Origin of the sequence: Roseibium alexandrii DFL-11 (genome assembly GCF_000158095.2) — a bacterium.
Lineage (GTDB): Bacteria > Pseudomonadota > Alphaproteobacteria > Rhizobiales > Stappiaceae > Roseibium > Roseibium alexandrii.
This window is the reverse complement of record NZ_CM011002.1, coordinates 416,911-433,681: the sequence shown is the minus strand read 5'-3', so window position 1 is coordinate 433,681 and position 16,771 is coordinate 416,911. Positions and strand designations below refer to the sequence as shown.

The 16,771-nt window shown below is 56.5% G+C and carries 20 protein-coding genes; 10 read left to right on the top strand and 10 right to left on the bottom strand.

What is annotated here, in order from left to right; translation table 11 throughout:
- Positions 1-51: 51 nt before the first annotated feature.
- Both SADFL11_RS02025 and SADFL11_RS02020 read right to left on the bottom strand, forming a co-directional pair.
- The gene (locus SADFL11_RS02025; RefSeq protein ID WP_008190618.1) at positions 52-483 is read right to left on the bottom strand and encodes a CBS domain-containing protein; all 432 of its coding nucleotides are present in this window, start codon (positions 481-483) and stop codon (positions 52-54) included.
- 103 nt (positions 484-586) lie between these two features.
- Positions 587-1,369 carry a rhomboid family intramembrane serine protease gene (locus SADFL11_RS02020; protein WP_134852872.1) on the bottom strand — a complete coding sequence of 261 codons (783 nt, stop codon included), beginning with the start codon at positions 1,367-1,369 and terminating at the stop codon, positions 587-589.
- 561 nt (positions 1,370-1,930) lie between these two features.
- On the opposite strand from SADFL11_RS02020, the gene SADFL11_RS02015 reads away from it, so the two are divergent.
- The 3 genes from SADFL11_RS02015 to SADFL11_RS02005 all read left to right on the top strand — a co-directional run bounded on the left by SADFL11_RS02015 (position 1,931) and on the right by SADFL11_RS02005 (position 4,542).
- On the top strand, positions 1,931-2,587 hold the full coding sequence (locus SADFL11_RS02015; RefSeq protein ID WP_208981212.1) for a PAS domain-containing protein: 657 nt from the start codon (positions 1,931-1,933) through the stop codon (positions 2,585-2,587).
- A 157-nt stretch (positions 2,588-2,744) separates the two neighbouring features.
- Entirely contained in the window at positions 2,745-3,383 is a 639-nt protein-coding gene (locus tag SADFL11_RS02010; RefSeq protein ID WP_008195637.1) for a PilZ domain-containing protein, read from the top strand.
- 544 nt (positions 3,384-3,927) lie between these two features.
- A complete protein-coding gene (locus SADFL11_RS02005) occupies positions 3,928-4,542 on the top strand; it encodes a transglutaminase-like cysteine peptidase (RefSeq protein WP_040452251.1) in 615 nt (204 codons plus the stop codon).
- 198 nt (positions 4,543-4,740) lie between these two features.
- On the opposite strand, the gene SADFL11_RS02000 is transcribed toward SADFL11_RS02005, so the two are convergent.
- Both SADFL11_RS02000 and SADFL11_RS01995 read right to left on the bottom strand, forming a co-directional pair.
- Entirely contained in the window at positions 4,741-5,268 is a 528-nt protein-coding gene (locus SADFL11_RS02000) for a gamma carbonic anhydrase family protein (RefSeq protein ID WP_040450769.1), read from the bottom strand.
- A 3-nt stretch (positions 5,269-5,271) separates the two neighbouring features.
- On the bottom strand, positions 5,272-5,595 hold the full coding sequence (locus tag SADFL11_RS01995) for a DUF6949 family protein (RefSeq protein WP_008193987.1): 324 nt from the start codon (positions 5,593-5,595) through the stop codon (positions 5,272-5,274).
- A gap of 210 nt (positions 5,596-5,805) precedes the next feature.
- Here SADFL11_RS01995 and SADFL11_RS01990 point away from each other — a divergent pair, with 210 nt between their 5' ends.
- The gene (locus SADFL11_RS01990; RefSeq protein ID WP_008191507.1) at positions 5,806-6,516 is read left to right on the top strand and encodes a hypothetical protein; all 711 of its coding nucleotides are present in this window, start codon (positions 5,806-5,808) and stop codon (positions 6,514-6,516) included.
- Between the two features lie 58 nt (positions 6,517-6,574).
- On the opposite strand, the gene SADFL11_RS01985 is transcribed toward SADFL11_RS01990, so the two are convergent.
- On the bottom strand, positions 6,575-6,790 hold the full coding sequence (locus SADFL11_RS01985) for a DUF3126 family protein (RefSeq protein ID WP_008189983.1): 216 nt from the start codon (positions 6,788-6,790) through the stop codon (positions 6,575-6,577).
- Positions 6,791-6,910: 120 nt separating this feature from the next.
- Positions 6,911-7,729, bottom strand: a complete 819-nt coding sequence (gene cysE / locus SADFL11_RS01980; protein WP_050775975.1) for a serine O-acetyltransferase — start codon at positions 7,727-7,729, stop codon at positions 6,911-6,913.
- Between the two features lie 166 nt (positions 7,730-7,895).
- Here cysE and SADFL11_RS01975 point away from each other — a divergent pair, with 166 nt between their 5' ends.
- The gene (locus tag SADFL11_RS01975) at positions 7,896-8,711 is read left to right on the top strand and encodes an enoyl-CoA hydratase-related protein (protein ID WP_008188778.1); all 816 of its coding nucleotides are present in this window, start codon (positions 7,896-7,898) and stop codon (positions 8,709-8,711) included.
- Positions 8,712-8,833: 122 nt separating this feature from the next.
- On the opposite strand, the gene SADFL11_RS01970 is transcribed toward SADFL11_RS01975, so the two are convergent.
- Both SADFL11_RS01970 and SADFL11_RS01965 read right to left on the bottom strand, forming a co-directional pair.
- Positions 8,834-9,718 (bottom strand): alpha/beta fold hydrolase, encoded by an 885-nt coding sequence (locus tag SADFL11_RS01970; protein ID WP_040450771.1) that lies wholly within the window; start codon positions 9,716-9,718, stop codon positions 8,834-8,836.
- A 44-nt stretch (positions 9,719-9,762) separates the two neighbouring features.
- Complete coding sequence (locus SADFL11_RS01965) at positions 9,763-10,518, bottom strand: alpha/beta fold hydrolase (RefSeq protein WP_008190884.1); 756 nt, start codon at positions 10,516-10,518, stop codon at positions 9,763-9,765.
- Positions 10,519-10,727: 209 nt separating this feature from the next.
- On the opposite strand from SADFL11_RS01965, the gene SADFL11_RS01960 reads away from it, so the two are divergent.
- The 5 genes from SADFL11_RS01960 to SADFL11_RS01940 all read left to right on the top strand — a co-directional run bounded on the left by SADFL11_RS01960 (position 10,728) and on the right by SADFL11_RS01940 (position 14,387).
- Positions 10,728-10,973: a zinc-finger domain-containing protein gene (locus tag SADFL11_RS01960; RefSeq protein WP_040452254.1), complete on the top strand. Its 246-nt coding sequence runs from the start codon at positions 10,728-10,730 to the stop codon at positions 10,971-10,973.
- Positions 10,974-10,998: 25 nt separating this feature from the next.
- Entirely contained in the window at positions 10,999-12,213 is a 1,215-nt protein-coding gene (locus SADFL11_RS01955; RefSeq protein ID WP_008191027.1) for an FAD-dependent monooxygenase, read from the top strand.
- Positions 12,214-12,322: 109 nt separating this feature from the next.
- Positions 12,323-13,066 carry a competence/damage-inducible protein A gene (locus SADFL11_RS01950; protein ID WP_040450772.1) on the top strand — a complete coding sequence of 248 codons (744 nt, stop codon included), beginning with the start codon at positions 12,323-12,325 and terminating at the stop codon, positions 13,064-13,066.
- Positions 13,067-13,081: 15 nt separating this feature from the next.
- Complete coding sequence (gpt, locus tag SADFL11_RS01945; RefSeq protein WP_040450773.1) at positions 13,082-13,591, top strand: xanthine phosphoribosyltransferase; 510 nt, start codon at positions 13,082-13,084, stop codon at positions 13,589-13,591.
- A gap of 136 nt (positions 13,592-13,727) precedes the next feature.
- Positions 13,728-14,387 (top strand): L,D-transpeptidase, encoded by a 660-nt coding sequence (locus tag SADFL11_RS01940; RefSeq protein ID WP_008191494.1) that lies wholly within the window; start codon positions 13,728-13,730, stop codon positions 14,385-14,387.
- A 21-nt stretch (positions 14,388-14,408) separates the two neighbouring features.
- Here SADFL11_RS01940 and sfsA read toward each other — a convergent pair whose 3' ends face one another.
- Together sfsA and SADFL11_RS01930 are read right to left on the bottom strand one after the other, a co-directional pair.
- The gene (gene sfsA / locus SADFL11_RS01935) at positions 14,409-15,113 is read right to left on the bottom strand and encodes a DNA/RNA nuclease SfsA (RefSeq protein WP_008196327.1); all 705 of its coding nucleotides are present in this window, start codon (positions 15,111-15,113) and stop codon (positions 14,409-14,411) included.
- Between the two features lie 41 nt (positions 15,114-15,154).
- Complete coding sequence (locus SADFL11_RS01930) at positions 15,155-16,579, bottom strand: TrkH family potassium uptake protein (RefSeq protein ID WP_008192452.1); 1,425 nt, start codon at positions 16,577-16,579, stop codon at positions 15,155-15,157.
- Positions 16,580-16,771 lie beyond the last annotated feature (192 nt).

Sequence of the window (16,771 nt, the reverse complement as noted above, 5' to 3'; positions counted from 1 at the left end):
TGACCAACGAGTCAGCCGTTTTGACTTAGCACGATGTCGTAGCTAGCAGCGTCAGGTCGTCGTGATGTAGCTGCGCATCTGCTCAGCTTCGTGTTCGACCTGGGCGATCTTGTGTTTCACGACGTCGCCGATGGAGATGACCCCAATCAGCTTGCCGTCTTCAACCACCGGCATGTGACGGAACCGGCCCCGGTTCATGCGCCCCATGACCTCATTAGCTGCATCCATCTCAGTGCAGGTCATCACATCCTTGGTCATGATTGATGATACTGGCTGAGATAACGCTGAAGCCCCCTGCAGACCGACAAGGCGCACCACGTCCCGCTCCGAGACAATGCCCTCGATATGCCGGTCTCCATCACAAAGCACCACGGCGCCGATCTTGTTCTTCGCCAGAATTTCAGCGATCTCACTCACCGGTGCGGACTTATCCGCCGTGATGGTGTCGTGGCCTTTCGTCTTCATGATTGCGGCAACGGTCATGTAAGCAAACCTCCCTTTGCATCCAAGGACCGGTCGCATCCGGCTCCCTGATCACCGCATCATGGCAAAAAAATATGGCAACGCAAAGCCTTGAGGATGCTCGTCACGAACCCCGCCGTTGCGGGACCGGATCAAAGAGTGGAAACAGAGCCAATCCGGCTACAAAACCGCCGATATGCGCTTGCCAGGCAATGGACCCTGCCTGCCCGCCGCTTGTCAGTCCGAAGAATATGTTCAATCCAAACCAAACGCCGACAAAGACCAAAACCTGCTGGTTCCGGAAACACTCGCTGAGCGGCTGCGCAGCTACAAAATAAGCACCTCGATCGGACCGGCGGAAAACTCCGAGCGGTCCGCCCATCTCAAAAACAAACCGGATAGCTGCCGCCATATGGCCTGATATGGCAGCTGACGCGCCAATCATGGGCGCAGATTCGCCCCAGTGCGTCGCGAGATGTGCAAACGCGCCGCCAACAGAGCATAGAGCAGAAAATGCCAGGAACCGCCCAAGTCCAAACCTGCGTACAACAGCGCTGCCGAAGATCGCCATCCAGAGCAGATTGAACGTCAGGTGCATGGCACCGCCATGCAGGAAACTATAACTGACAAAAGCCCAGATGCTGGACGCAAGGTCCATCGCCTGCAGACTGCTCAGCGCTGTATATTTCACCGGCCAGAATGCCAGGAAGTACAGCATCATGTTGTTCCAGCCAGTCGGGATGACAAAGGTCCGCACGACATGAATGGCGATCAGGGCAACGCTCAACCAGATAATCGCGGCCGGCAGATTGAGCGCCGGAGGCTCGGATGGGCGTTGCTCGCGCTCGCGCTGCTTGGTCTCTTCGTCGCGGCGCTTGCGCTCCTCATCAAACTGATAAACGTTCATGGAACCTCGCATCTCAATGTCCAGACTTTGTAGCCCGGCAACGGGACAAAACAAGGGCGCCGGTCAACAATCGCATACGCTTGCAGAAACATGGTGAACGCCATTGCGCTGGTTCGTTTTTGACCCTGCCCTTGTCAGCACATAACAAAACGCCGGCTATCAAAACGATAACCGGCGTTCGTTGAGCCCCCCGCAAAAGGTCGCGTCCCCACGCGCCAAATTGAGGTGTCTTGTTGCAATCGCCTCTTCGTTATCGGGTTCTTGTACGCCACTTTCGAAGTTTTTCGCGCTTACACGGGCTTAGGTTTTACCAACCACATGCCCTGAAGACGATCGGAATTTGCCAGCCACACTCTGCGCTGGCAAGCTTTACGAAGAATTAACCTTAACAAAGTGTTGCATGACGATTTTTTCATGCTTTCAGCGACTTGGCACACCCCCTGCTTAGTAGGAGGCAAACAAAAGGACGGATGACGGAGCGTCCCGTTTTGAAACAGTTACTGTCTTGAGACGAAACAGCGCTCCGGAGTGGGACGAAAGGCAAGTCAAATGAAACATGGCGTGACCCAGACACTATACTCCTATTGGGATTCTCTGCGCGGAGCTCGGCCCGCTCCGAACCGGAGCGAAATTGATCCGGGCGAAATCCGCGGTTTGCTTGGGGATACGTTCATCCTGGAGACCAATGGACCGAGTGATGTGCGTTACCGCCTTGCCGGGACGCGCCTCTGCTCTGCTCATTGCCGGGAACTGAAAGGCCGCAATTTTCTTCGGGGTTGGGATACCAAGGACCGTGAAGCACTGGAAAGCCTGATCGCAGCCATCACCGAAGACGGCGCTGCCGCGGTGGTTGGGATCAATGGGCATACGGAACGTGAACAGGAACTGCAGATGGAAATGCTGCTTGTTCCACTCAACGTTCCGGGTGAAGGCCGCATCCGGATACTTGGAAGCGCTGTCCCAATGGATAAGCCCTATTGGATAGGACTGCATCCGGTTTTGAGACAGTCCATCAGCAGCCTGCGGTTGGTGTGGCCGGATGAGCGTCCGTATTTCACTGGCGCAAGCCATTCAAATATCAATCCGATCATGCCCCGCTTCACAGCAGAAGACATGCCTATGCGTACCCCGGTTCTCCCCCAGGGTGCTGCAGTTCTTCCGCACGGAGCAGAACGGCAAGTTGGCCACCTGACAGTCTATTCCGGCGGCAAATCCTGACAGCCCGGTCAAAACCCTTAGTATTGGGCGATGTGTAGGGTACACTCTTACACATCGTTAACCCCATTGCACCTAAAGTGCTTGCGAGGATTGTCATGATTCTCTGCACGATCGGGGAAAGTGCGTTGCAAGACGCACAGGTTTGGACATTGCAGGCATGAGCGCCGGATTGGCAACAGCAGCACCAGAGGGAAGCAAATCGCTTCAAGTCACGGACCGCCGGCGCCATCAACGGGTTCAGGTAAATATACTTGGCCGCTTCATGCTTGAAGACCGCAGAGAGTATCCGTGCCAGGTGATCGACATGTCACCAGGTGGCATGGCAATGATCACCCCAGTTTCTGGCAAAGTCGGCGAACGCGTCGTTGCATACCTTGATCACCTCAGCCGCGTAGAGGGCCGGATTTCCCGGCTTATTGACGGCGGCTTTGCGGTCGAGCTGCGCAACACCGTGCGTAAGCGGGACAAGATCGCAAACGTTCTGACATGGCTCGCCAACCGCGATGAGCTGAACCTTCCTGAAGACCGCCGCCATGACCGCTTCGTTCCGAAAAACCAGATGACAAAGATGATCCTTCCAGACGGAACGGAACATGTCTGCCGGATTTTCGATGTGTCCCTCTCAGGTGCCGCGATAGCAACGGATATTCTGCCCGAGATGGGCGATCAAATTACGCTCGGCAAGATGCGGGCCCGTGTGGTCCGCCAGATAGAAGGCGGGATTGCGGTCGAGTTTGCTGCGGTTCAAAGCCGCGAGCTGCTCGAACACCACATTACGACGCCAGAATCCAAATAAATCGTCCTTTTCCTGAGTTTCACCCTTCAACTGCCGACGGCAGTTCCCGAGGATTGACGACAGTTGGCTTCTGTGAAGACGCGCAAGCTAGCGGTTAGATTTGTTCAGATCTCCGCCCGCGCGCAAGTCCGTACACTCGCCTCCTCCCAAAGCGACCAGCTGCGATAAACCTGGCCATAATCAGGTCTTCAAAACACTGGCCGAGTAGTTCCGGGCAGCCTCAACGCGTTTTTTTTCAACTTTTTTCAAGCTCCGAAACGGCTGAAAAAACGCAGTGTTTCGGAATCAGCAAGCCTGCCTCGACGAACTGACCTCCCATCGATTTATTTCCGGTTTTAAGGGGAACTATCACGAAATGAGCGACTTACAGAGGATCGATAAAATTTGACTCAAACTTTCCTCGAAATTGATTCAAATTCATTTCAAGTATTACTAAAATAAAAATCAAAATAAATTCAAATAATACTACAAGTTTATCACCTCAATTTCCGTGAAGTAAAAAACAGTAATGCATCGTGATGCCAGCCTTGGGGAGGGCGTTACGATGAAAACTCTTGGAAAATTTCTATCTACTACTGCAGTCTTGCTTGGACTCTTCGGACTAGCGCCAACCGCGCATGCCGATCCTGGCCGCTTTATGGACATGAAAACCGCGGTCAAAGCGCCAATCGGGCACCGGCAGTTTTGCCGTGACAACGGTTGGGCTTGCCAGAATGAACGCTACGAGCCGGTGGTTGTCAAACTGACCGAAAATCGGTGGAACGAGCTGATCGCAATCAACGCGGACGTCAATCGCCGAGTCCGCCCGATGACCGATGCCGACCTCTTTGGGAAAGAGGAGTATTGGACCTATCCTGTGGACGGATACGGTGATTGCGAGGAATACGTTCTTGAAAAACAACGTGTGCTTATAGAAGCCGGGTGGCCAAAAAGCGCTCTTTTGATCACGGTCGCAAAGGACATACAAAATGGTGGCCACGCTGTTCTGACTGTCCGAACGGACCACGGCGATATGATCCTGGATAATCAGATCGAAGCCGTGCTGCCCTGGTACTCCACACCTTATCGCTACATCAAACGGCAATCAGCAAGTTCACCGGTCAAATGGACCGGGATCTCGGATACGCGCGTGACGACAGTCAGCAGCATTTCGAACTAGTTCGGGAATTGGCCTGATTTTGGGCCGATAGGACGATCCGGTCGCGTCCCCACCCTCCCCATCCCTACCACGACCGGATCCAGGGAACCGGCCCGCCCCCGCAGGCCGGTTCCCGCTATTTTGGAACCTGAAAGCTTCAGCGGCGCAGAATAGATAGAAATGAGAGCCGGTATTGGGACTGATGGTATGGAAGACTGTTCAGACTTCGACCAGACCGGCCGCATACCGTTGCCAGTTGGCAACGTAACCGTCAGCTGATCTTCGAATATCCGCCGCAGCACTTTCTGGCAGCTCGCGAACGACCTTTCCAGGAACACCAACAACCAATGAGTTGTCAGGAATAACCTTCCCTTCGGCAATGAGAGCATTTGCGCCGATTATGCAGTTGGAACCGATCACGGCCCCATTCAGGACCGTAGCGCCCATCCCTATGAGGGAATTTTCGTTGATTATGCAGCCGTGCAAAATGACCTTGTGGCCGATGGTGCAGTTGGCTCCGACCGTGAGCGGATAGCCTGGATCCGCGTGAAACACACAGCCATCTTGAACATTGGACCGCTTGCCGATCCTGATTGGCTCTCTGTCCCCGCGCAAAACAGCGTCGAACCAAACGCTGCTTGCTTCTTCCAGATGCACGTCGCCGATCAGCGTTGCGGTCGGCGCAACCCAAGAGCGCCCAGCGTCCGGAACCTGCGGGCGCACTCCATCCAGTGAGTAGATCGGCATTGCTTACGCGTATCCGGCCACAATCAAGGCCACGTTCATGACCATCAGCCCGGAGCACATGCTCCACATGCCGGCGATGGTGGACGAAGCAACCAGCCAACCCAACGGACGGTTCTCAATACGCCGGCCGCGGATGGCATTGCGCATGATGATGAAGGGACCGGCAAAAACGCAGACGATCACCCCGGCTACAAACCCTAATGCTGTCGATTCCGGGAAGTTGAATTTCGGCGGTTGATTGGTCACCAGCTGATAGAGGCTTCCGAGCAAACCGGCGGCAACGAACCCCGCGCACGCAATGTATCCAACGATAAGTAAATCCGACATGGCCCCTGTTAACCTTCCGTTAACCCCTTCACTGAGAAAGTGATGAAGAAATTGTAAACGGTCAAGAGCAAACATCGTGCCGGTCTGGCCACGGGATAAAAACCTTCAGTTTTTAGTAAGTTACGCCGGATCGCACCAGTCCTGCGCTGAAACACGTGTCTCATTCTTGAACACTGTGTGCCAGCTTAGGTCATTAGAAAGGCACGGCACGTGATCAGGCCGACCCTGCCAGCACCGACCAATGCAAAGCCACTTAATTTCGCGATGCTGGCAACAGCCTTGTGTGTTCTGACCTTCGCGCATGTTGCCGAACGCGGATATCATTGGTTTATGCGTGCAGCCCCGCTATTCCAATCGACACCCCGACACGCTTTGGTGAGTGTCACGATGGGACCGGACCACTTTCAGATCCCGGCGGGCTACTTCAAATCCGCGACGCACCGCTTGTCGGCACAAGGCGAGGCAGATCGCTACCAGCAAGTCAGCTTGCTGATGACTTGGCCGGACCTCAGGATGCCCGGCGAAGACAAAGCCACGGCACAGCTCGGGACACCTCTGCCGCTTGTCCAAGTGGGTCTGGAGCATGATCCTTACCGGGAAACGCTCAGAACTCAGCTGGATCCTGTCTATAAGCGCCTTGCCCGCGGCGGTGCGCGGCCAACGACTGCGGGATTGAATATGTTGATGTTGTCTGCCCGAGCGGCGCAGAACCGGGATATCATCGTCTATGACCCCGAGGCCAAAAACGGTTTTATTGCCCGGTGCGTCAAGAAACGCAGCGGGGCAAAGGCGGTTTGCCATCGAACGGTCACGCCCGGCGGCGGCCGGCTGATCCGCTACCAGTTCGATCAAACCTTGCTTCCTAGTTGGCGCGAGCTTGATGCGGCGATCAAGGCGAAGGTTCGCGGCTTTCGCACCTAAAGACCCAACAAAAAAGCGGCCCGCTTGGGCCGCCTTTTAGAAACCTATCTGATGGGCCTTACACTTCGTCGAGATCGATCTCGAGAATGGCCATCTGGAAGTTCCAGCTCAGGTCTTCATCTTCGTCATCACGGAAGATAACACCGATGAATTCCTCACCGATATAGACCTCCGCGGAATCGTCCTTTTTCGGACGCGCCCGGACCTGCATGCTCGGTAAATCGAACTTTTTGCGCAGATAGGCTTCAAGCTTGCGGATTTCTTCGGGGTTCACGTGGCTCTCTCCTTGTCGTTCGCCAAATCCATCAGTCGTGGTGCGGACCCTACAAGAGAGCCGGGAAATGCCAAACCTTTTCGATCAGCTTTCCCCGTCTTCCTTCATACCGGCCGCCCCCTACTCACCCAGGAGCTGGTTCATGCTGCGGGCAGGCTCCGGACACCCGGCCTTCCCAACGATCTTCGCCGGAACACCTGCAACTGTGGTGTTCGCCGGAACATCGGTAAGAACAACAGAGCCGGATGCAATCCGGCTGCAATGCCCGATCTCCAGGTTGCCGAGCACGTTAGCGCCAGCACCAAGCAGAACGCCGTGCCGGATCTTCGGATGCCGGTCGCCGTCTTCCTTACCAGTACCGCCCAGCGTCACACCTTGCAGGATGGAGACGTCGTCCTCAATCACAGCCGTTCCGCCGACAACGATACCTGTGCCATGGTCAATAAAGATCCCGCGCCCGACCGGAACGGCTGGATGAATGTCGATCTGAAAAACTTCCGAGCAGCGGCTCTGCAGATAAAGAGCGAAGTCCTTGCGGCCCTTGCGCCAAAGCCAATTGGCCAGCCGGTGCGTTTGAAGGCCATGAAAGCCCTTGAAATAAAGAACCGGCTCAAGATAGCGGAAGCATGCCGGATCACGATCGAACACGGCGACGATGTCCACCCGGAAAATCTCGGCAAGCTCCGGCTCGTCCGCCAGCGCTTCCAGATAGGTCTGGCGAATAAGCGACGCTGAAACGATGTCCCGCCCGAGGCGGTCGCCGAGCCGGTGAACCACAGCTTCTTCCAGGCTGTCGTGATTTAGGACCGTCTCATAGACAAAGGACGACAAGGCTGGCTCTGCCGCCACCATCGCCTGGGCTTCGTCGCGCAACTGCTGCCAGACGGGATCGTGCTTCATCACGCGATCTTCGCCAGGTTGGCGTACCGGGGTCGACATGGACTGTCTCCTTTTCAAGCCCACTTCACATGGTCTTCTAAAATAGGCGCTGTGCGTGATATTCCAAACAAAACTTGCTCATATCAGATATCAATCACTCTAATGAATCGTTTTTTTACGATCAATAATCCGGCACCCGTCCTTTTGCCCAGCATCTGAGGTTCACATGACATCCGATCAATCTCCGTCTCAGTCCGAAGATACCAACCCATTCTTGCGTGTTTCCGGACAGATTGCCGAATTGATCCTGAATGCTCCGGACCGCAAAAATGCCCTGCCCCTTGCAGGCTGGGCCCGCATTCCCGAATTGCTCGAACCGCTCCGCGACAACGCCGGTCTGCGCGCCCTGATCGTGCGCGGCGCCGGCGGCAAGGCCTTTTGTGCGGGCGCGGACATTGCCGAATTCGAGGCCGTCAGATCAACGGCGGACAAGGCCGCCCATTATGATGCGGTCAATGTCGCAGCCTTCCGGGCCCTGAAGACACTCCCTGTTCCGGTCGTCGCGGCAATTGAAGGCCCATGCCTCGGGGGCGGCCTCGGATTGGCGCTGGCCTGCGATCTTCGCATTGCATCGGACACAGCCTTTTTCTCCATCCCGGCCGCCCGCCTTGGCCTCGCCTATCCGCCGGATGCGGTGGCGGACCTGATCGAGGCTGTGTCTCCGTCCAATGCGAAAAAGCTGCTGTTCACGGCTGAACGCCTATCCGCCGATAACGCCTTGCAAATTGGCCTCATCGATGAGGTTCACGAAGCTGGCGCACTGGATGACCGGATTTCCGAGTTGTGCCGCCACTTTGAACAAAACGCGCCGCTGTCCCTGAAAGCGGCCAAGACAACCATCAACCTCCTAGCATCGGCAAGTAGCGCAGCAGACTTGAGCGCCGCTCAATCGATGGCCCGCACCTGTGTCGACAGCGCCGACTACGCCGAAGGCTGCCGCGCCTTCCTGGAAAAACGGAAACCGGTTTTCAAGGGCAGATGAAGGAAGAATTCCAAAATTAGAACAGAATCTTGAAGAGGCTTTTTGATTCTATCCCGGAACAGAACTGGCACTGAATCGGTATTTGAGACGACGCCCACAACCGATTCAGAACACTGGCAGAATCAAGCAATCAGCGCTTCCGCTTTCAGGTCGGTGAGAAACTCTTCGACCGCTTGGGCGAAAACGTCATTCTTGTCGCCGGCAACCATATGGCCGGCGTCCTGAATGTCGGTGAACTTGGCATGGGGCACGCAGTCCAGAAATTCTTCCACGTGCGCCATGGACACCAGCTCGGAGTTCCGGCCGCGCAAGAGAAGCACGGGCACATTCAGGTTTTCCGCCGCTTCGATCATTCCGACCTGCACCCGTTTTGTGATTTCTTCGTCTGAATGTTCCCGCACCTTCAGGAACGCAGGGTCCCAATGCCAGCGATACCGGCCGTCAGAATGCAGGCGCAGATTTTTCGAAAGGCCCGACAGATCCTTGGGCCTTGAGCGGTTCGGCAAATACCGGGCGATGGCATCAGCGGCTTCTTCGACCGTGCCGAAACCTTCTTCCACCCTGTCGCCCATAAAACCGAGGATCTTGTAGACCCCATCCATATCGACACGTGGCGTAATGTCGACCAGAACAAGCGCGGCCTGATTTCCCGGCGCTTCTGTGCCTTCCGCCAGCATGCCGGCAAAACCGCCGAGCGACGCGCCGACCACAACGGGTTTGGCGCCATGCTTTGCAATCACCTGCCGGCAGAGCGCGACAAGATCCTGGGCGAAGTGGACAAACATGTAATTGCCGGACGGAACCCAGGCACTTTCTCCATGCCCCCGCTGGTCGACCGAAAAAACAACATGGCCAAGCGCTGCGATCCGTTCCGCCGCCGCCGCCCACGAATGACGCGTCTGCCCGCCGCCGTGCAGCAGGATCACAGGCTGACCGCCCGTTCCATATTGATCGGCAATCAGGGCGTTTTCCTCCGCCCCTTTGAATTCGATCCGTTTTGCGCTCATGTCTCCTCCCAATTTGCGCGCACAAGCTGGCGTAAAACCGCCGGTCAAGCGTCGACGTTGTTCAAAAACGCCAGAACCCCTTGCTTGTGAACCTTGTCTCCGACGGCCACCATGTGATCCCGCCCTGGGATCTCAAGCACGTCTGCATGCTGCATCAAGGCCGCCAATTTGTGCGGGGACCCGGCAATGTCATCGCGGGTTCCAACTGCCACCAGAACCGGCCGCTCGATGCGCGCAATATCTTCTTCGCTGATCTTCTGACGCGATGAGCGCATGCAGGCAGCAAGGGCCAGCCGGTCGGATTTGGTCTGTTCGGCGAACGCACGAAACGCCCGGCCCGTCCGGTCCGTGACGTCCTGCAGGCGGTCGGCCTCAAGCGCGGCGGCAATCGGCTCCGGGTCCCCCACCCCTTCGATCATGCCGTAGCCAAGCCCGCTGAAGATGGCCCGCTTGACCCGCTGTGGATGGCTAAGGGTCAAAAACGCACTGATACGCGCGCCCATCGAATAGCCTATGACATCGGTCTGCTCTATCCCAAGATGGTCGAGCAGTTTCCGGGCGTCTTCCGCCATGATCGGAGCACCGTAGGCCTCCGGGTCGTGGAATTTTTGACTGTCTCCATGGCCCCGGTTGTCGAGCGCGATTACGCGGCGGCCTTCCTTTACGAAAAGATCAACCCAGCCCGTGTTCTGCCAGTTGACCGCCTTGTTGGAGGCAAAGCCGTGGATCAACAGGATCGGATCCCCCTCACCTTCATCCAGATAGGCAATCTGAACACCATCCTGCTCAAAGACCGGCATAAAACTTCCTCTTACGTAAACGTAAAACCCAAATTTCAATCACTGTACTGAGAATGATCTCAATTGGCAAAGCCGGAATTCCACTGGGGTGGTAGCCACAAGTTGGTTGGTGACCGCGGCAAGGTTGCCCCTGTTCAACCGGGCATCAAATCGGTATGGTCCGGCCAAAAGAGCTTGGCGCAACCGCCACAAGAATTGAGGAAGTGATCATGGCAGATCAGGTCGTCCCGCATTTTCAGAACACCAGCGGCCACGATTCCATCGCGATCGGCGCAAAGGAATTCATGTGCATCGGCGCGCATCCGCCGTTCGATCACCCGCATGTCTTCCTCGACATGGGCAGCGAAAAAGAAGTCGTCTGCCCCTATTGCTCAACGCTTTACAAGTACGACGCCACACTGGCTCCGAACGAATCGTCACCTTCCGACTGCACCTGGGTGCCGGAAGCTGCGTGAAACTGCCTGATAGACCAGAGCTGTCATGAGCGAGACCGGCACACACCCCGCCCCGATCGTCATCGCCGGAGCAGGCATCGGCGGTTTGACCGCCGCTTTGACCTTGCGCCGGGCAGGTCATGAGATCGTGCTCATAGACAAGGCCAAGGCTCTGTCAGAAGTGGGAGCAGGCCTGCAGCTCTCCCCCAACGCGTGTTCGGTTCTCGACGGTTTTGGACTGCTTCAGGACCTTAAAGCGCTTGGCCATCAGCCGGACAATCTTCGGGTCTGGTCCGGCAAGACCGGAGATCAGATTTCCAAGGTCTGGCTCGGGTCTTATTTGCTCGAACGGCATGGCCAGCCCTTCATTGTGATCCACCGGGCGGATCTTCAGGGCACGCTTTTGAAAAAGGTCGAGGCGACCGACGGTATAACGTTGATGCTCGGGACCGCCCTCACCGATGCCAAAACGGGCGATGCCGGCAATCTGGTGTGCACATATCAAACCGGCGAAACCACCGGGACGCTCAACTGCAAGGCCCTCATCGGTGCAGACGGTGTTTGGTCAACGGTTCGCCGATTGATCCCGAACCACAAAAACGCACGCTTCAGCGGTCAGGTCGCTTACAGGTCGACGCTGCCGATCGACAAAGTCCCTGCCCAGTGGCGCAAGGATTCCGGGCTGTGGCTGCACAAGGACAGCCATCTGGTCCACTACCCGATCCGCAGCGGTGAGCAACTGAACATCGTCGCGCTGGCAACAGAAGACTGGCAGGACGAAACATGGTCGGCGCCAGCCGGCAAGGACGAACTCCTGCACCGTTTCAAGGACTGGCCTACGGACATCCGCAATCTGCTGAATGGGCCGGAACGCTGGTTGAAGTGGGCCTTGTGCACGGTCAAAGCCGACGGCCCCTGGACCCATGGTCAGATCGCCCTTCTCGGCGACGCTGCCCATGCAATGCTTCCTTATATGGCGCAGGGCGCGGCTATGGCGATCGAAGATGCCGCCGAGCTTGCGAACCATTTCCCGGTTGAAACAGAAAACACCGCAGCGGCTCTGAGAGCCTATGAGCGGACCCGCAAACCGCGCGCGGAACGCATTCAGGAAACCGGCTTCAAAAACGCAAAGACGTTTCACATGTCGGGTCTTCCAGCCACAGCCCGCGACATGGTGATGAAGTTTTCAAAACCGGAGAGCCTTGCTGCCCGCTTTGACTATGTTTACGGCTGGAAACCCAACCAAGCATTGCCTTCCTGACCGTCTTCCGCCGTCTTAATCATGAAACGCTCTAAGTTTCTGACGCAAAAGGTTGAGCCGGACCGCAAGCTGCGATAAAGCCAAGCATCCGGATCGAGGGAGCGCTGACATGACAGCTGATAAGGCCGATGACATTGTAACCGCTGCATTTCTTGTCATCGGCGATGAAATCCTGTCCGGACGCACCAAAGACAAGAATATCGGCTTTCTCGCTGACTATCTGACCGCTCTTGGCATCGACCTTAGCGAAGTTCGGATCGTGCCGGATGTTCAGGCTGAGATCGTCGGCGCTGTGAATGCCCTCCGGACGAAATACACCTATGTCTTCACCTCAGGTGGCATCGGGCCAACCCATGATGACATCACCGCCGAGGCCGTTGCTGCTGCGTTCGACGTGCCGCTGAATCTTGATCCCCGAGCCGTTGCGATCATGGAAAAGCACTATCCGCCGGGTCAGTTCACCCCTGCCCGCCAGCGCATGGCGCGGATCCCGGAAGGCGCGGATCTCATTGAAAACAAGGTGTCCAAGGCTCCCGGATTTCGGATTGGCAACGTCCATGTCATGGCCGGTGTTCCCGCGATCATGCAAGCCATGATGGATGCGGTCGCACCGACGCTGCAAACGGGCAAGAAGATGTTGTCTGAAACGGTTGCGGCAAACATGCCGGAGAGCCGGATTGCCGAACGCCTGGCCGCCATCCAGGACGCGCATCCTGAAACTCTGATTGGGTCCTATCCGAAAGCAACGGACGGAAAATTCACCACACAGATCGTTATTCGGTCCAGAGACGAAACCATTCTCGCAGCTGCAGCACAGGATGTGGCGCGCGCTGTTGATGATCTCTCTGGGTGACTTGAAGGAAAAGAAATGGAAAACCCTGCACAAGACAAAGCCTTCCCCGTATCCTGGGACATGTTCCACCGGGACTCGCGGGCCCTCGCCTGGCGCCTTTCAAGCGTGGGTGAATGGAAAGCAATCGTCTGCATCACCCGCGGTGGATTGGTCCCGGCCGGGATCGTGGCGCGCGAACTTGGCATCCGCACCATCGAGACTGTCTGCATCGCCTCTTATCACGACTATGACAGCCAGGGCCGTCTGGATGTCATCAAGCCGGTTGATCCGAAGGTCATCGACCTGGACGACGGCGAAGGCAGCGGCGTCCTCGTGATCGACGATCTGGTCGACACCGGGAAAACCATGAAAGTCGTCCGCGAAATGCTGCCAAAGGCACATTTTGCAACCGTCTATGCAAAGCCGGTCGGTGTTCCGATGGTCGACACATTTATCACAGAAGTGTCGCAAGACACCTGGATCTACTTCCCGTGGGACATGGGCTGGCAATTCCAGCCGCCGCTCTCAAAAGATACAGCGGGCTAATTTCGGGCTGCGCGCATCACAATACGCGGATTAACCTGAGTTCCATTCGACGGCTGGTTGACCGAGAGGTTCAACCGGCCGTTTATGTTTTTGGAAGCCTCACGATGATTCTCGCAAGGGCGGTACAGGATCCGGCATGCTGGACAGACGCACATTCTTGATTTCGGCGGCAGCGGCTATCGCAACTGGCTGTTCGGGCAACACGACCGCCAAACTGCCGCCCAAACCGAGCCTGACCAAGCCGGTCTCGACAGATTATGTGCAAATGTATGCGGCCAGACCGCAGGAGCGTTTTCCTGTTCCGGCAGTCGATATTTCCAAGATCGATCCGAAGTTTTACCGTCAGGTCGTTGACTACAACTCCTCCGCCCAACCCGGTTCCATCGTCGTGGAGACCCATGAGCGCTTCTTGTACCTGGCAATGGGAGATGGCAAGGCAATGCGTTATGGCGTCGGCATCGGGCGTGACGGCTTCGCCTGGGGCGGACGGGCGCGGATCGCCCGAAAAAAAGCCTGGCCGACCTGGACCCCGCCAACCGACATGATCAAACGCCAGCCGAAACTTGCCAAATACAAGAACGGCATGGACCCAGGGCTGGACAATCCCCTTGGCGCGCGGGCGCTTTACATATTTGAGGGTAACAAGGACACGCTTTACCGGATCCACGGCACATCAGAAACCTGGTCGATCGGCAAAGCCGCCTCTTCCGGCTGCGTCCGTATGCTTCAGCAGGACGTGATTGACCTTTATAATCGCGTGCCGGAGGGAACTCCAATTACAGTCTATCAGGTTTAAGGCCCAGACGGAGAGTCTCGATCAATCGTTGATCGCGACATCCTTTACGGCATCTATCCCGTCAAGGCGGACATCGCAGCCGATGGCATAGGCTTCAACACCCGCGGCCTTGGCCGTTTTGAAAGCCGCGGCATAGTTTGGATCAATGTCAGAGGCGAGGGAAAGCCTGTCGCAGTCAGGGCGCTGAATCAGAAACACCATCGCCGCCCGGTGACCTTCCGCAACCATATCTCCGAGTTCAACCAGATGCTTCGCACCGCGGGCTGTCACGCTGTCCGGAAATTCGGCTAAACCGGGTTCCCGCATCAGGTGCACGTTCTTCACTTCAACGTAAATCTTTGAGCCATCCGCCTTCTCCAGAAGAATGTCGATCCGGGAGTTTTTGCCGTATTTCACTTCCCGCCGCAGTGTCTCAAATTCCTTGAGCTCCAGGATACGGCCCGCCACCAAAGCTTCTTCTACCAGCTTGTTCGGATGGGCGGTGTTAATGCCAACCAACGCGCCGTCGGCTTCTATCACTTCCCAGGAGTATTTGAGTTTCCGCTTCGGATTGTCAGACAGTGACAACCAAACCCGGGATCCAGGCTCCTTCAGGCCCAGCATAGACCCCGGATTGGCGCAGTGGGCCGTAATCTCTTCGCCACTATCATCCAGAACGACATCCGCCAGAAACCGCTTATAGCGCTTGACGAGGCGCCCGATGGCAAGGGGGACAGAAAACTGCATGAAATAAGTTCCCGAAGTGATACGCAGACGAGCAGAGTGGCTTACTTCGACCAGAAATCCGGGTCGAGCAGAACCAAAACCGTGAACAGCTCCAAACGGCCGACAAGCATGGCAAAGGACAGGAGCCACTTGGCCCCGTCCGGCAATGGCGCGAAATGCCCTGCCGGTCCGATCATCGGTCCGAGCCCCGGACCAACGTTTCCAACAGACGTAGCCGCCGCCGAGATCGCGGTCACCAAGTCAAGATCGAAGAAGGACAAGGCAACGGTGATCACACCGACAGATCCCAGGTAGACCACCAGAAACGCCAAGACCGAGAAGGACAATTCCGGGGTCAGCCGCGTGCCTGCATATTCTTCCGACATGATCCGGTGCGGCCGAACCATCCGGCGCAAGTGGGCGCGAACCGTGCCGAAAAACACCAGAAACCGGAAAATCTTGATGCCGCCGGTCGTCGACCCGGTACATCCGCCAACAAACATCAGCAGGAAGCAGGTTCCGACAACCGGAGCACCCCATTGTTCGAAATCGCCCAGTGCGTAGCCGGTTCCGGTCACAATGGAAACCACCGTGAAGGTTGCCTTGACCAGGGCCTCGTCGAAATCAAAGTCCATCTTGACGCCAAGATGAACCGTGAGGGCCAGGGAAACGATCGCGAGAAATCCGAGCAGCACGCGGACCTGCGGATCCCGCCACAAAAGAAGCGGTTGCCCCCGGAGCGCCTGAATGATCAGCACAAACGGCATCGCGCCAATGATCATGAAGACGATGGCGACCCAGGCAGACGAATGGTTCTGGAAATACCCGAACGACAGGTCGTGGGTCGAGTACCCCCCCGTCGCGATCGTCGTCAGAGCGTGGTTGAAGGCATCGAAGAGCCCCATGCCTGTTGCCAGATACGCGGCGATACACAGAACGGTTAGAAACAGGTAGGCGAGCCCCAACAGCCGGATAAGCTCCACGGACCGGCTGACGATCTTTTCTGACCGGTCAGAGCTCTCACTTTGAAAGAGTTGCATCCCGCCAATGCGCAGGAACGGCAGCAACACGATGGCCATAACGATAATGCCAACGCCGCCCATCCATTGCATGATCGACCGCCAGACGAGCAACCCTGGCGGCAAACCATCCAGGCCAGTCAAAACAGTGGAGCCAGTCGTGGTAAATCCTGAGACTGCCTCAAACACGGCGTCTGCATAGCCGATCCCGAGCCAAAGGAAGGGCAACGCTCCAAATGCCGGTAGTGTTGCCCAGGCAAGCGTCGTCAAAATGAAGGTCTGCCGTGTGTCGAGACCTTCCTTAAGCGATCCGCCCATGGACAGCGACAACAGCATGCCGAACATACCGGTCAGCAAGGCAGAAAAGACGAACGCTTGCCAATCGGCATTCTTCTGCGCGACGTCGATGATCGCTGGGACGAGCATGGCGGTCGCAAGACCTACATACAAAAACCCAAGAACGTTCAAAACTGGTCTGAGTGAAATCAAGCGGAACGCACCCCAATGCCCATATCGCGCGCGCTCCGCAGAGACACACAATTCAACGTCCTAACGTTTTTCCGGACGATTTCCAATGCTTTGCAGCTCACTTCCCCCGGATGTTCTCTCCTACGTCGGGATCACATCACGTAATTCACTAGGGTTCTCTGATACCTACAA

What these genes read in the sequence shown, in the direction of transcription:
- SADFL11_RS02025 (WP_008190618.1), bottom strand. Translation starts at nt 483, where the DNA reads ATGACCGTTGCCGCAATCATGAAGACGAAAGGCCACGACACCATCACG.
- SADFL11_RS02020 (WP_134852872.1), bottom strand. Translation starts at nt 1,369, where the DNA reads ATGAACGTTTATCAGTTTGATGAGGAGCGCAAGCGCCGCGACGAAGAG.
- SADFL11_RS02010 (WP_008195637.1), top strand. Translation starts at nt 2,745, where the DNA reads ATGAGCGCCGGATTGGCAACAGCAGCACCAGAGGGAAGCAAATCGCTT.
- SADFL11_RS02005 (WP_040452251.1), top strand. Translation starts at nt 3,928, where the DNA reads ATGAAAACTCTTGGAAAATTTCTATCTACTACTGCAGTCTTGCTTGGA.
- SADFL11_RS02000 (WP_040450769.1), bottom strand. Translation starts at nt 5,268, where the DNA reads ATGCCGATCTACTCACTGGATGGAGTGCGCCCGCAGGTTCCGGACGCT.
- SADFL11_RS01995 (WP_008193987.1), bottom strand. Translation starts at nt 5,595, where the DNA reads ATGTCGGATTTACTTATCGTTGGATACATTGCGTGCGCGGGGTTCGTT.
- cysE (WP_050775975.1), bottom strand. Translation starts at nt 7,729, where the DNA reads ATGTCGACCCCGGTACGCCAACCTGGCGAAGATCGCGTGATGAAGCAC.
- SADFL11_RS01975 (WP_008188778.1), top strand. Translation starts at nt 7,896, where the DNA reads ATGACATCCGATCAATCTCCGTCTCAGTCCGAAGATACCAACCCATTC.
- SADFL11_RS01970 (WP_040450771.1), bottom strand. Translation starts at nt 9,718, where the DNA reads ATGAGCGCAAAACGGATCGAATTCAAAGGGGCGGAGGAAAACGCCCTG.
- SADFL11_RS01965 (WP_008190884.1), bottom strand. Translation starts at nt 10,518, where the DNA reads ATGCCGGTCTTTGAGCAGGATGGTGTTCAGATTGCCTATCTGGATGAA.
- SADFL11_RS01960 (WP_040452254.1), top strand. Translation starts at nt 10,728, where the DNA reads ATGGCAGATCAGGTCGTCCCGCATTTTCAGAACACCAGCGGCCACGAT.
- SADFL11_RS01955 (WP_008191027.1), top strand. Translation starts at nt 10,999, where the DNA reads ATGAGCGAGACCGGCACACACCCCGCCCCGATCGTCATCGCCGGAGCA.
- SADFL11_RS01950 (WP_040450772.1), top strand. Translation starts at nt 12,323, where the DNA reads ATGACAGCTGATAAGGCCGATGACATTGTAACCGCTGCATTTCTTGTC.
- gpt (WP_040450773.1), top strand. Translation starts at nt 13,082, where the DNA reads ATGGAAAACCCTGCACAAGACAAAGCCTTCCCCGTATCCTGGGACATG.
- SADFL11_RS01940 (WP_008191494.1), top strand. Translation starts at nt 13,728, where the DNA reads ATGCTGGACAGACGCACATTCTTGATTTCGGCGGCAGCGGCTATCGCA.
- sfsA (WP_008196327.1), bottom strand. Translation starts at nt 15,113, where the DNA reads ATGCAGTTTTCTGTCCCCCTTGCCATCGGGCGCCTCGTCAAGCGCTAT.